Raw genomic sequence first — 13,567 nt, forward strand, 5'->3', positions numbered from 1 at the left:
TTTTCATTTTTTATTATAGGGAGTGGATATTAATCTAGTTTAAACAAGGTGTAAATGTTTGTTAATAGTTTGTTAAGTCGAGTTTCCACATGTCCGGATTGGAGGTTGTTACAGCAAGCGCGCCACTGTCCAGGGCGGTTTTCGCATGCTCAGGCAACGACAACAACCCGCCGGTAATTACCGGAACAGGAGAAATCTCCGATAATTTTCGAATAAAGTCTGGAGCTCTACTTGGCATCACTTCAATCATATCTGCTTGAATATGCTCGATCTCTTTCTGCAAATGCATAAACACATCCGTATCAATTAAAAACACACGCTGAACGACAAACAGGCCATGGGATTTTGCTTTTTTTATTACGCGATTCTTCGTCGTGACGATCGCCGCAGGCTTAACATGCCTCTTAATAAAATTGATTCCATCTTCATCCATTTCAAGACCGCCAACCCGCTCAACATGCAAAATCACCGGCAAACCATGATCTTGAAAATAATCGACATACCGCTTCACGGTTAAAATCGACCCCGTCATCAATAACACCGCACTTAGATGATCCTTATTCTTTATCGCCTTTTCCAAAAACTTCGGCTCCTTTACAGCCGCCACCATTTTATACTTCTCTAACCGCTTCAGCAGTACATCACGATTCATTCACAAATTCCTCCTTTATTCATTTCCACTAACACATTTTCTTTGATTCATTCTACGTAAAATCTATCAATTTTCAGGAAAACCTGCATTATAAATATTTTATATTGCTAATAATCCATTAATTTCCGGTAAAACATGTAAAATAACCGCTTTATATTACTATTATTCTATGAACTTCTTGAAAGATACGCAGGATAAACGCCTTTTCATAGTACCATTAACATTGCTTTAGCTTGTCAGCTCATGCTTTTTAGACCGTACCCCTTTTGGCACGATGTAGCAGATGAAACCTATTTCGATTCTATTATTTTAAAATTAACCTTACTTTCGTTATATAGGTATTTTTACGTTCGTTGATCTGCTAATGGGAGGAACTTCTACTTGTCATGGTTTTGTCATTACATGATTGTATGAATACTAAGATATTACTGCATATATTGTTTTGCTTCATAATAAAGAGCGTGGATGAATTTTTTTATATTAACTCGATGACCTTTAACCTGGCATATTTTCCCCTCAAGTTCAATCATTTTTAAACGCACCTGTGAGTAGTCAAAAAATTTTGAAGAACAGTTTTCAAACTTGGAGTTTGCAAAATCGGTTAAACCGAGTGAGGATGTATGTTCTAAAGCCTGGTGAATCGCTCTTCTGATTCGTTGTTCAGCCGCCTTTACTTCTTTTGTGAGTTCGTTAGGAGGGAGCGAGTGTCCAAATCTTTTTTCAATGCTCTTTGTATACAATTCTTTTAAACAAGGGAATTTCCGTACTCCTTCTTTTTCTAATTGGTACATAATACTTAAAATATCAAGTAAATCCTTATTGCCACTTACAGAAATAATTCCCAAATCCAGTAAAACGTTTTTACCAGCTGATACAATTGAAGGAGAATGGTGAAGAGAGCTACCTTTTGTCTGTTTATTGGTTTCATGATTTTCTAGGGAACGTAGGGATTTATGGATATCTTGAATCGACTTTTCAAGTAACAAATACTCCGTTACTTTCCTTAAGACGTTGGCAATTTCAAGTCGATTAATTGGTTTTGTAATATAGTATTCTATTCCTAGCGAATAAGCATCGCCGATCATTTCTTTTGTTTCAACATGAGAAATCATAATGATTTTTCCTTTGAAGGATGGGGCAATTTCATGTATGGTTTCGATTCCATCTCGGTTCGGCATTAATAAATCAATAAGCAGAATATCGACTTTTTTCTCCTCTAATTCATCTACATAAACTTCTGAACCATCTGTCGCCTCTCCTACAATCGTCCCAAGCTCTTCCTCTTCAATAATGTTTGTTAGCATTGCTCGAATTGAATCAGAGTCGTCAACGATAAAATAGTTCAATGAACTCATCCTTTCTCTGTCAAACCGTCTATAGGAAGATTCAGTCTAAAGACTGTTGTGTATCTAGTATCATGATTTTCTAGTCCAATTTCACCATTGAGATTAGCAATCATGTCTTTGACATATGTAAGTCCAATGCCGTTTGAGGCCATTCCGTTTTGATCGAATTTTGTTGTAAATCCAGGGTTGAATATTAATTGTCGATTCCGAGAGGTTATACCAGGACCGTTATCTTTCACATAAATGTTTACCATTCCCTCCTTTAAAGTAGCGGTTAGAAGAATCTCCCCGCGATGATCAATAGCTTCAATTGCATTGGCAACAAGATTATTGATGATCGATAGAAGAATAAACGTATGATAGGGAGGGTGGCTTCCGCTGATTTTGGCTTTAATTTTAATCTGTTTATTAATTAACTTCGCGTAGTTTGTGTTTGCTGTGGCAATCAGTTCAATAATCTCATGTATCGATAAATAATCACTTAAATATTCCTTATGCATCAGTTTAGATAGCCCAGCATAAATTCGCTGGTTATCTTTTTTTGTTTCATGCACTTCTCCTACAATGCGAAGAGCCATTCTTGCACATTCATCGTTTCCACTCTCTTTTAAACGTCGATACAAGACATAACAATCACTTGTTAGCTGCTCAGCATTTTTCATTGTTTTCTTTAGTTGAATCGATTCTATGTGAATATTCGAGATATGCATGAGCATTTCTTCGTTTCGTTTTCGTTGAGCTTCTTCAGCTTGTCTCATATCACGAACAACTAAGATATTATAAAATCCAAGAACTAAAAAACTTCGAATAACAGCGATTCCTGCAATGGTTAATAAATTTTCTTTTGTGAAAGGCAAATCGATAAAAAAAGAACGAACAAAAATCTCTGTTAAGCTAGCGATAATTTCAATAATAATTCCGAAAAGACCTATATAAAGAGGTCTAGTATTTAGTTTGTTGACTTTAAAAACCTGAAAGAAAACTGCAAACATTAAATAATAGAAGAAAACTGGACAAATCCGGGTGATTATTTCATCAACAGCAATGTTTCCACTGTACGTTGCGAGCAGAGTTCGAAACATAACCACAAAAAAACCAACCAGTACCCCAGCAAGGATCGGTTGAATGTTTCTAGCCCATAACAGAATAAAGAAAAATACTGGAGTCCCAAGACTCACCCGAAGACCGCTTTCAAACGGATAGAACTTCATTTCCCCAGCGATGGAAACAGCAATCATGATAATTAAATAGCTAAAAATACGTTTGTACAATAGGTTCACTTCCTGAGGGGTTGTCAGCTAATAACTAGGTCAATGTTTAAATGGGCATCCCCCTGACGACTTTATTTTACATTATTTTGTAATCTCTAAATCGGTGAAATATGACAACTTTAGCAAGTTCATTTCTTTTTTGTCGGTTCTTGTAGGTTCCTGTAGGTGGGCTGATAATCTTTACTTGTGCTTATTAAATCTTTTATACGTCTGGAGGTAGACGAAATGTTTTGGATTCAATTTCTCATTGTCCTCGCCTGTATTTTCATCGGTGCCCGCCTTGGCGGTATTGCCCTTGGATTAATGGGTGGTGTGGGACTCGGAATTCTCGTCTTTGTCTTTGGTCTTCAACCAACATCAGCTCCGATAGATGTTATGTTGATGATTCTCGCTGTTATCACAGCCGCAGGTTGTTTACAAGCCGCAGGAGGTATGGATTTTCTTGTATACCTTGCAGAAAAGGCGCTTAGAAAGAATCCGAAGAAAATCACCTTTATTGCACCAATGGTCACTTATATTTTTACCTTCTTTGCTGGAACGGGCCATGTAGCTTATTCAGTCCTACCGGTCATTGCTGAGGTTTCGCGGGAGTCAGGAGTCCGTCCAGAGCGCCCAATGTCAATTGCTGTCATTGCTTCACAACAAGCAATCACAGCGAGTCCGATTTCTGCAGCAACAGTCGCTTTGCTAGCTTTATTAGCCGGATTTGATATTACGTTATTGCAGATTATGGCTGTTAGTATTCCGTCCACGTTCATTGCTTGTATGATTGCTGCATTCTTTGTTAGTAAGAAAGGAAAAGAGCTTCATATGGATGAAGCGTACTTAGAACGTTTAGAAAAAGGTCTTGCTCCGATTCGAGCGGACAAAAAAGAATATGTTGCAACGATAGGGTCGAAAGTATCTGTTGTTCTCTTCTTATTTGCTGCTATTTCTATTGTTGTTCTCGGTTCGGTTGAGACCCTTCGCCCTGCGTGGGAAATCGATGGTGAATTAGTTCGCATGGGGATGCCAGCTGCAATTGAAATCGTTATGTTAATTGTCGCTGCGTTGATTCTTATTATTACTAAAACAAAAGCTGAGGATGTTGTTAACGGAAGTGTTTTTAAAGCAGGAGCAACAGCTGTAGTTGCAATTTTCGGTATTGCTTGGATGGGAGATACATTCTTCCAAGGAAATATTGAGTTCGTTACGGGTTCAATAACTGATTTAGTAACAGCAGCTCCATGGTTGTTTGCAGTCGCATTATTTGCGCTTTCAATCTTATTGTATAGCCAAGCGGCAACCGTTCGTACACTGATGCCACTTGGAATTGCGTTGGGAATTAATCCAGCACTATTGATTGCCATGTTCCCGGCAGTAAACGGATACTTCTTTATCCCGAACTATCCAACTGTTGTAGCAGCCATTAACTTTGATACCACTGGAACAACTGGAGTTGGGAAATATTTATTGAATCATAGCTTTATGCTTCCGGGTTTAATTGCAACAATTGGTGCTGTGGGAATTGGTATGTTAATTAGTATGTTTGTTTTCTAGAGTACCTTGACTTGTTAGTAAACAGCCGTCCATACGCGGCGGCTGTTTTTAATATTACTAGAAATAGGAGATGACTATGATGACTGAGCAACAATTCCGCATCGAAAAAGACTTATTGGGTGAAAAGGAGATTCCAAGAGATGCTTACTATGGAGTTCAGACGATGAGAGCGGTTGAGAACTTTCCAATCACTGGCTACCGTTTGGATGAAGCGTTGATTAGAGCGATGGCGATTGTTAAAAAAGCAGCTGCACTAGCAAATGCTGATATCGGTCAACTCGATCGCTTAGTGGCTACAGCCATTGCCGATGCAGCTGATGAAGTCATTGAAGGAAAATTACATGATGAATTCATTGTTGATCCAATTCAAGGTGGAGCTGGAACTTCAATTAATATGAATACGAATGAAGTCCTTGCAAATAGAGCGTTAGAGCTTCTTGATAAGCCTAAAGGTGATTATCAATCGATCAGTCCAAATAGCCATGTGAATATGGCTCAGTCAACAAATGATGCTTTTCCAACGGGAATTCATTTATCAACGCTGGATGCATTAACAACATTGCTCGAGACAATGGAAGATCTTTATGATGAGTTTAAAGCGAAAGCACAAGAGTTTGATGGCATGATTAAAATGGGAAGAACTCATTTGCAGGATGCTGTTCCAATCCGCTTAGGTCAGGAATTCGAAGCCTATGCAAGAGTATTAAGAAGAGATATTGAACGAATCTCCGCTACTCGCGAGCATCTCTATGAAGTGAATATGGGAGCGACAGCAGTAGGAACAGGCTTAAATGCAGATCCTGAATATATTAAAAAAGTCGTCGCTTATTTGCGAGATTACAGTGGTTTCCCGTTAAAAAGTGCTGAAAACCTTGTTGATGGCACGCAAAATACAGATTGCTATATTGAAGTATCTTCAGCATTGAAGATTTGCATGTTAAATATGTCAAAGATTGCAAATGACTTGAGATTGATGGCTTCTGGTCCTCGTTGTGGATTTGGGGAAATTAATTTACCAGCACGTCAGCCGGGCTCTTCAATCATGCCTGGAAAAGTGAATCCAGTTATGGCAGAAGTAATGAACCAAAGTGCTTTCCAAGTGGTTGGAAACGATCAAACAATTAGCATGGCTACCGAAGCAGGACAATTTGAATTAAACGTAATGGAACCTGTCATTGTTTTTAATCTTTTACAGTCGATTCGAATTATGACAAATGTATTTAATGTGTTCCGTAAGTATTGCTTGCAGGGAATTACCGCAAACAAAGAAAGAATGGAGGATTACGTGATTAATAGTGTTGGGGTGATCACGGCGATTAACCCTCATATTGGTTATGAAACAGCTGCTTCGATTGCGAAAGAAGCAATTGAAATGAAACGACCTGTAAGAGAAATAGTTTTAGAGCGAGGCATTTTGACTTATGAAGAATTAGACACCATTCTAAGTCCATTTGAAATGACACACCCTGGTATTTCAGGAAAAGATTTACTAGAGGGAAAAAAAACAAGAAAAGGGGCCTGTTTTACAGTAAGAGGACACTAAAGGAGGCTACAGAGAAATGGAACGACTTATGAATGCACACTTTTTTCGCAAGCTTCATTCTCTCTCAGGAATCATTCCAGTAGGGATGTTCCTGACATTCCATTTATTCTTAAACTACACGGCAACATGGGGCGAAGAAGCTTATAATCTTGCATCGGGAGTGATGGTGAATTTGCCATTTAAATTCTTTTTAGAAGCATTCATCATTTTCATCCCACTTTATTTTCATGCGATATACGGCATTTATATTGCCTTTCAAGCGAAAAACAATATCGGTCGCTATAAGCATGCCAGAAACTGGAGATTTTATTTGCAAAGAATAACAGGAATTATTACGTTAATTTTTGTTACATGGCATGTTTGGGAAACAAAAATTCAAGTAGATTTCTTTGGTGCTGAGATGAGTTTTGAGTTAATGGCAAATATCGTTGCAAATCCACTTTCATTAGCATTCTATTTAGTAGGAATTATCTCAGCTATTTACCATTTTGCAAATGGAATTTGGACATTTTTAATCACTTGGGGAATTACCACTACACCAAAATCTCAAAAAATATTTTCATATATTACACTAGGACTTTTTGTCGTACTATCTATCATTGGCGTACGAGCAATCCTTGCATTTGTATAAATAGGATCTAGGATCAGATAGGAGGACGTAATCAATGACGAAAGGCAATATAGCAATAGTCGGTGGCGGATTAGCCGGACTGATAGCCACAATTAAAATTGCAGAAGCAGGAACAAAAGTAGATCTATTCTCGGTTGTCCCAGTTAAGCGATCGCATTCCGTTTGTGCTCAAGGTGGGATCAATGGAGCGGTTAATACAAAAGGAGAGAACGACTCTCCGTGGCAGCATTTCGATGATACTGTTTATGGAGGAGACTTCCTTGCCAATCAGCCATTAGTTAAGGCGATGTGTGAGGCAGCTCCAAAAATTATACATATGTTTGACCGAATGGGCGTTATGTTTAGTCGTACTCCTGAAGGTTTGCTTGATTTTCGACGTTTTGGAGGAACCCTTTACCATCGGACAGCGTTTGCAGGTGCCACGACTGGACAGCAACTTTTATATGCGTTGGATGAGCAGGTTAGAAAGTATGAAGTTGACGGGCTTGTAACGAAATATGAAAGTTGGGAATTTGTCTCAGCCGTCCTAGATGATGCCGGGGTTTGTCGTGGGATGACGGCACAAAACTTGCGGACCATGAAAATGCAAGTCTTTCCTGCTGACGCTGTTATTTTAGCGACCGGTGGACTTGGGGTCATTTTTGGGAAGTCAACGAACTCAACAATCAATACTGGTTATGCAGCAGCGCGGGTATATCAACAAGGCGCTAAATACGCGAATGGAGAGTTTATCCAAATTCATCCAACAGCTATTCCAGGCGATGATAAAAACCGTTTAATGAGTGAATCAGCACGTGGTGAAGGTGGACGAGTTTGGACATATAAAGATGGAAAACCGTGGTATTTCCTTGAAGAAAAATATCCAGCTTATGGAAACCTTGTCCCGCGTGATATCGCGACTCGGGAAATTTTTGATGTTTGTGTAAACCAAAAACTCGGAATCAATGGTGAAAACAAAGTTTACTTAGATCTTTCTCACATCGATGCCAAACAGTTAGACATTAAGCTTGGAGGGATAATGGAAATTTACGAAAAATTTGTTGGCGAAGATCCGCGGAAACTACCAATGAAAATTTTTCCTGGTGTTCATTATTCAATGGGTGGACTATGGGTTGATTATGAGCAAAGTACCAATATCCCAGGTTTGTTTGCGGCAGGAGAATGTGATTATTCTCAACATGGTGCAAACCGCCTAGGTGCGAACTCTTTGCTTTCTGCTGTATATGGTGGGATGGCTGCAGGTCCAGCAGCACTTAAGTATATTAATGGCTTAGAACGTTCGGCAGATTCGATGCCATCTTCGATTTTTGAAAGTCAGTTAAAAGAAGATGGTCTGAATCAAGAGAAGATTCGCTCTATGAGCGGTAATGAAAATGCGTATCTGCTTCATAAAGAGATGGGCGATTTGATGACGGCTAATGTAACGGTTGTGCGTGAAAATGACAAGTTGAAAGCTACTTATGAGAAACTTCATGAAATCAAGGAAAGATACAATCGGATTAATATTGAAGATACTTCTAAATGGAGCAACTCCAGCCTCTCCTTTGTGCGCCAGTTAGAGGGAATGATTCATTTGGCTCATGTTATTACTTTAGGAGCATATCACCGCAATGAAAGCCGTGGCGCTCACTATAAGCCAGAGTTTCCAAACCGTAATGATGAAGACTGGTTAAAAACAACGATTGCAATATATGATGCGAAGACGGCTCTGCCAGAGTTGTCTTATGAGGAAGTGGATGTAAGCCTTATTAAACCGCGGAAACGGGATTATACAAAAAACGCGAAGGGAGATAAATAATCATGGCCGGAGACAACAAGAGCATTCATTTAATCATCACACGTCAAACGGATGCCAATTCTCAGCCGTATAATGAGGAATTTACCATCCCGTACCGCCAGAATATGAACATCATCTCAGCGCTTATGGAAATTCAAAAAAAACCCATAAATGCGAAGGGAGAACAGACTACCCCTGTTAACTGGGAATCGGTTTGTCTAGAGGAAGTTTGTGGCGCTTGTTCGATGATGATTAACGGGAAACCGCAGCAAGCTTGTTCCTCCCTGATTGATATGCTCGAACAACCAATTCGGATTGCACCGCTAAGTACGTTCCCTGTTCTTCGGGATTTAGTTGTCGATCGACAGCGGATGTTTGATGCATTGAAAAGAGTAAAGGCCTGGGTACCGATTGATGGTACATATGATTTAGGTTCAGGTCCAAGGCTTCCAGAGAAGACAAGACAATGGGCGTATGAATTGTCAAAATGCATGACGTGCGGTTGTTGTTTAGAGGCATGTCCAAATGTAAACGATCGCTCTCCGTTTATGGGACCGGCACCGTTGTCTCAAGTTCGCTTATTTAATACTCACCCAACAGGAGAGATGCATAAAGAAGAGCGTCTTGCTGCGATCATGGGAGAAGGTGGAATTACAACTTGTGGGAACTCACAAAACTGTGTTGAAGTTTGCCCGAAAGGCATCCCGCTCACGACCTCGATCGCACAATTAAACCGGCAAGTAACAGCGTATTCATTTAGGAGATTCTTTGGGTAGATTATAAAGTGAAACTCCATCAGTGGGGATTTTCTTCATCCCCCACTGATGGTAGTTGAACTTATCGGACCTTTACGGGCAGTTGATTCCTTTTGTATACTTAGAATCTTGAGGGGGGTCTTACTGCCCGTTAAGAGTGGGATAAATTAGAGGATTTATACTTTCGTATTCACAAAAAAGAAGGAACTACCCTCCATTCTTTGGTCGCGTTCCTTCTTTTTTCTATTGTTGATTTTTCTACTTTTTAAAAAAACCTACTCTCCACTCCTTAATCATCTACTAAACTTCCGAATCAAAAACAAGTAGCTTGAGGTTTTTCTTTAAGATTCTTAACGCTTTTGTTGGCTCTGTTTTTGCGAGTAAGCCGATTCCATACATGACATATCCTTGTTTTTTTCAAGTACCTCCATTAAGCACGTTAAACCTTGCTGATTTTTATTACGAGTACTTGGATTAAGTGCGTTTTACATGCCGTTTTATTACGAGTACTTGGATTAAGTGAATTTTTCGCAGAATTTTAATCCAAGTACTCGTATTAAATACATAATATAATGCTAGTACTCGTGATAAATTAAGTAATTTAACCAAAAATAATCCTAGTACTTGGATTAAACAGGTGTTTCAACTCGATTTAAACGCATTTTTACGAGTATATATTCCTACTACTCGGAATAAAAAGCCGATTACCAGCATTATCTTTCAAAAGTTTGATTTTTATCTTAGTACTAGCAATATCACAAGCACCCTTTCCCCTCTTTAATCAATCTTTTGATTAAAACTGGCTTGATTTTACAGGCATTCGACCTGCTTTTCCATTAGTAAAAAAAAGGCAAACACCTATTCACCGAAAAATAGCTTCCGCCACTGGACGGAAGCTATTTTTATTGATCCCAACCTAAAAGTCGCGATATCAAGTTTGCTTTTTCTTTTAATTGGAGGACGGCAACAGAATTTATCGACGTGTCTAACGAATGTTCAAGCCCAACAACGGTTAGGACAGCGACTAAATTCGATGTTCGCTCAAATATTGGCGCAGCGATGGCTGAAATTCCCGGTATTGTCGACCCTTTAACGAAGGAATAGTTGTTTTGTTGGACAAAATTGACTTGTTCCTTGAAATCGTCCAATTCAGCCATGTCTGCTGTTAATTCCTCATCAATTTTTCGGGCGGTGACATGTTCTGGTAAAAAAGCAGCAAAGATTAGTCCGGCTGCACTTTGCGTTACACTCACTTGAGATCCGACTTTAATTCCGATATTCACGGGACCATTTGCTTCTTCCCAACTCACAAAAAATGGCCCTTCTTGTCCCCAGATTGCAAGGGCAACCGTTTCATTTAAAATATCTTTTAAGTCTAATAGGTGAGGAGAAGAAATATCGATGATGTTTAGTTTTTGTGATGCTTTAAAGCCTAATAAAACTAATTCAGTTCCTAAAATATATTTCCCATCTTGAGTTTTTTCTAATATTCCTGTTCGTACAAAGCTTGTTAAATAACGATGAAGTTTGCTTTTTGAAGTTTCACAAATAACAGCTATTTCCGTAATCGTTACCGGTTTTCCAGCTTCGGCAATTTTTTTAAGAATGTCAATTCCTACCTCAATTGATTGGATCCCTTGGCTTTTTGTTTCTTCTCCAGTCATTCTATATCTCCTTTGTCTTACCCAATTATGTAAATAGGGAGTAGTTAATCGTTATCATCGAAGAGTGCTCGCCCTTCCCACTTATCTTTATTTTAATTATTTGTGGGTAGAAACGAAAGGGGAAAAAAGAAAGGTGGTAATACGTGGAGGACATTAATCGCTTTTCTCAAAATCAATAAGCGAATGGAGTTGAAACTGACTCAACTATTCATCCCCCAAAAATCAGATAGTGAGTCTGACAAGCCACCATGTCCGAATTTAACTTTCCGGTTTTGCCGGCTCGGTTCCAGTGAATTTTGGAGAAAATCGATGATTACTTTTCTTCTCTTTAAAATATTTTGAATGCCATTGTTAAAAAACCAATGATCAATTGTGTTATAGATCCCTCGATTAATCCCGTATTCCTCTTCACAGTAACGGATAAATTGAAGGTCTGGACTATGGACCGTAGCCTTTACCTTAGTAGCTTGCTTTTGCATGTTTTCTCCTTCTTTCTTTTCCAAAAATAAAAAGGTATGAAGAACGCAAACATTGCGCTCTTCATAAGAAATAGATTACTAAACTAAAGCCTCTTCTTGATTGAAATGTGGCATTACATGCTTCGAGAAGCGTTCCATCGCTTTCATTGTTTCAAGATGGGAAAGACCACCGAAATCAAAGTATAAAATGACTTCATCTAAACCAGTCTTTTCAATTTCTTTTAATTTCTGAGTTACGTACTCAGCATCGCCAACGATAATGCTCTTATCACTTAAGTGACTCGTCGTCATGGACTTAAGGTTCTCAACGATTTCAGCAAAATAACGAATATTTGGTGGCGCTTTTGCTGGATCTTCAGGAAATGCTGGAACGAGACCAGTAAAGTACTTTAACATTCTTTGTTTCGTTTTTTCCGTTTCTTCTGCTGACTCAGTTACATTAATGAAGTACGAGCAGCTTGCTTTTTTCCCTGTAAACCCATGTTGTGCAGACACATCATTGAACGTGTTAATGGCATTTTCCATCGTGCCGAAAACCATGTTTGCAGCGAATGGTGCAAAAATAACGTTTTCACCCATTTGAGCAGCTTTTTCAATTGAAGGACGGCTGAAAGCGGCTACATAAATTGGCAAATGTTCTTGAACCGGCATTGGCGTTAATTGAATTTCTGGGAATGAGTAGATTTCTCCTTCATGTGATAACGTACCTTGTTTCCATGCTTTCTGAATGATATCTAAGCCCTCAAAGAAAATTTCACGGCTCTTGTTAAAGTCGACTCCAAATACATCATATTCACGCTTGTCATAACCACGTCCTGCAGAGAAAATCGCACGACCATCGCTTAGCAAATCAAGCAAAGCGTATTCTTCAGCAATTTTGATTGGATGACTTGCTGGGAGCAATACAGTTGCTGGAGCTAGTTTAATTTTCTTCGTTTTTGATGCTACATAAGTTAATAGAATCGAAGGAGAAGGTAGTACTCCTAGTGCACTAAAATGATGTTCAGGGACCCAAACTGAGTTAAAACCTAAGTCCTCTGCATAAATACATTGTTCTGCTAAATCTTTAACCATCTGATTCGGATCTTTTCGCGTATCCCCATACTCAATTGGATTGTCTGTAAGTGTAAAATAACCGATTTTCATCCTTGTCACCCCGTTAATATTTTTAATTGTTTACGATTGGTGAATCTCATTCACGTTTCGTTATACATACCTTACCAAATAGTTAGAATATTTGTAAAGTATAAAAAGTAAAATTTTTTATAAAAAATAACTAATTAGTAATTTTCTAAATATTAAGTTTACAAGAAGCTGTTTTTTATTTAATATATATACACTGTGAAAAAACAGTTCACTTATTGTGAATTATTGGCACTATAATTTTAAAAGTGAATACAATTATGAGCACCGGTGAATAACCAGCCATGGAAAAACGGGGATGAACGTCCACTCAGGCTGGAATATTAATAAAAATCAGCCCGTTTAAGAACACTCCATAAGTACTAGCAATAAACCCCAGCCAATTTATGGCCAATCCAGGTTTTTAATCCAAGTACTAGGTAAAGTCACAACTCGTTTGTATGTTCTTTCCAAAAAAGGTCATTAATGTCTATCGGCAAACTTTTAACTGAGCAGATCCACAGGTTTTTTTTGAGCGATAATGCTGGTAACGCGTTTTTTATTCCAAGTACTCGTATTAAAAACACCAAATTTCGTTGATATATTGCTAGTACTCGTAATAAAACGCAGGAAAATGAGGGGTTATTCCGAGTACTAGTAATAAAATGGGGGCAGGAGGCCGATATAATCCCTGTACTAGCAATAAAAAACGGCTAAAAATCGGTTTAATCCAAGTACTAGTAATAAAACAGCTCATAATCACGGTAAATCCGAGTACTAGCAATATA

Annotated in this window: 11 protein-coding genes; 5 read left to right on the forward strand and 6 right to left on the reverse strand. The window is 38.6% G+C overall.

The features are described 5' to 3' along the window. Positions 1-61 precede the first annotated feature (61 nt). The 3 genes from GNT69_RS02510 to GNT69_RS02520 form a co-directional block, all read right to left on the reverse strand. Positions 62-652: a glycerol-3-phosphate responsive antiterminator gene (locus tag GNT69_RS02510; protein WP_203553365.1), complete on the reverse strand. Its 591-nt coding sequence runs from the start codon at positions 650-652 to the stop codon at positions 62-64. A gap of 425 nt (positions 653-1,077) precedes the next feature. Then, positions 1,078-1,998 carry a response regulator gene (locus GNT69_RS02515; RefSeq protein ID WP_203553366.1) on the reverse strand — a complete coding sequence of 307 codons (921 nt, stop codon included), beginning with the start codon at positions 1,996-1,998 and terminating at the stop codon, positions 1,078-1,080. 5 nt (positions 1,999-2,003) lie between these two features. Beyond that, positions 2,004-3,269: a sensor histidine kinase gene (locus GNT69_RS02520; protein WP_203553367.1), complete on the reverse strand. Its 1,266-nt coding sequence runs from the start codon at positions 3,267-3,269 to the stop codon at positions 2,004-2,006. Between the two features lie 225 nt (positions 3,270-3,494). Here GNT69_RS02520 and GNT69_RS02525 point away from each other — a divergent pair, with 225 nt between their 5' ends. The 5 genes from GNT69_RS02525 (at position 3,495) to sdhB (ending at position 9,535) form a co-directional block, all read left to right on the forward strand. Further along, complete coding sequence (locus GNT69_RS02525; protein WP_203553368.1) at positions 3,495-4,808, forward strand: anaerobic C4-dicarboxylate transporter family protein; 1,314 nt, start codon at positions 3,495-3,497, stop codon at positions 4,806-4,808. A 76-nt stretch (positions 4,809-4,884) separates the two neighbouring features. Beyond that, entirely contained in the window at positions 4,885-6,351 is a 1,467-nt protein-coding gene (aspA, locus tag GNT69_RS02530; RefSeq protein ID WP_203553369.1) for an aspartate ammonia-lyase, read from the forward strand. Positions 6,352-6,367: 16 nt separating this feature from the next. Beyond that, positions 6,368-6,982 carry a succinate dehydrogenase cytochrome b558 subunit gene (locus tag GNT69_RS02535; RefSeq protein WP_275411155.1) on the forward strand — a complete coding sequence of 205 codons (615 nt, stop codon included), beginning with the start codon at positions 6,368-6,370 and terminating at the stop codon, positions 6,980-6,982. Positions 6,983-7,016: 34 nt separating this feature from the next. Next, entirely contained in the window at positions 7,017-8,780 is a 1,764-nt protein-coding gene (gene sdhA, locus GNT69_RS02540) for a succinate dehydrogenase flavoprotein subunit (RefSeq protein ID WP_203553370.1), read from the forward strand. A gap of 2 nt (positions 8,781-8,782) precedes the next feature. Continuing rightward, positions 8,783-9,535 (forward strand): succinate dehydrogenase iron-sulfur subunit, encoded by a 753-nt coding sequence (gene sdhB / locus GNT69_RS02545; RefSeq protein WP_203553371.1) that lies wholly within the window; start codon positions 8,783-8,785, stop codon positions 9,533-9,535. A gap of 881 nt (positions 9,536-10,416) precedes the next feature. Here the strand turns inward: sdhB and GNT69_RS02550 are convergent. The 3 genes from GNT69_RS02550 to GNT69_RS02560 all read right to left on the reverse strand — a co-directional run bounded on the left by GNT69_RS02550 (position 10,417) and on the right by GNT69_RS02560 (position 12,803). After that, complete coding sequence (locus GNT69_RS02550; RefSeq protein ID WP_203553372.1) at positions 10,417-11,178, reverse strand: IclR family transcriptional regulator; 762 nt, start codon at positions 11,176-11,178, stop codon at positions 10,417-10,419. A gap of 200 nt (positions 11,179-11,378) precedes the next feature. Continuing rightward, complete coding sequence (locus GNT69_RS02555) at positions 11,379-11,657, reverse strand: hypothetical protein (protein ID WP_203553373.1); 279 nt, start codon at positions 11,655-11,657, stop codon at positions 11,379-11,381. A gap of 78 nt (positions 11,658-11,735) precedes the next feature. After that, positions 11,736-12,803, reverse strand: coding sequence for an LLM class flavin-dependent oxidoreductase (locus GNT69_RS02560; RefSeq protein WP_203553374.1), 1,068 nt, complete (start codon positions 12,801-12,803; stop codon positions 11,736-11,738). Positions 12,804-13,567: the final 764 nt, after the last annotated feature.

Origin of the sequence: Bacillus sp. B15-48 (genome assembly GCF_016879755.1) — a bacterium.
Taxonomy (GTDB): domain Bacteria; phylum Bacillota; class Bacilli; order Bacillales; family Cytobacillaceae; genus Mesobacillus_B.

Bases quoted from the DNA above. Each gene is read 5' to 3' on its own strand.
- aspA (WP_203553369.1), top strand. From the start codon at position 4,885: ATGATGACTGAGCAACAATTCCGCATCGAAAAAGACTTATTGGGTGAA.
- GNT69_RS02525 (WP_203553368.1), top strand. From the start codon at position 3,495: ATGTTTTGGATTCAATTTCTCATTGTCCTCGCCTGTATTTTCATCGGT.
- GNT69_RS02550 (WP_203553372.1), bottom strand. From the start codon at position 11,178: ATGACTGGAGAAGAAACAAAAAGCCAAGGGATCCAATCAATTGAGGTA.
- sdhB (WP_203553371.1), top strand. From the start codon at position 8,783: ATGGCCGGAGACAACAAGAGCATTCATTTAATCATCACACGTCAAACG.
- GNT69_RS02555 (WP_203553373.1), bottom strand. From the start codon at position 11,657: ATGCAAAAGCAAGCTACTAAGGTAAAGGCTACGGTCCATAGTCCAGAC.
- GNT69_RS02535 (WP_275411155.1), top strand. From the start codon at position 6,368: ATGGAACGACTTATGAATGCACACTTTTTTCGCAAGCTTCATTCTCTC.
- GNT69_RS02560 (WP_203553374.1), bottom strand. From the start codon at position 12,803: ATGAAAATCGGTTATTTTACACTTACAGACAATCCAATTGAGTATGGG.
- sdhA (WP_203553370.1), top strand. From the start codon at position 7,017: ATGACGAAAGGCAATATAGCAATAGTCGGTGGCGGATTAGCCGGACTG.
- GNT69_RS02510 (WP_203553365.1), bottom strand. From the start codon at position 652: ATGAATCGTGATGTACTGCTGAAGCGGTTAGAGAAGTATAAAATGGTG.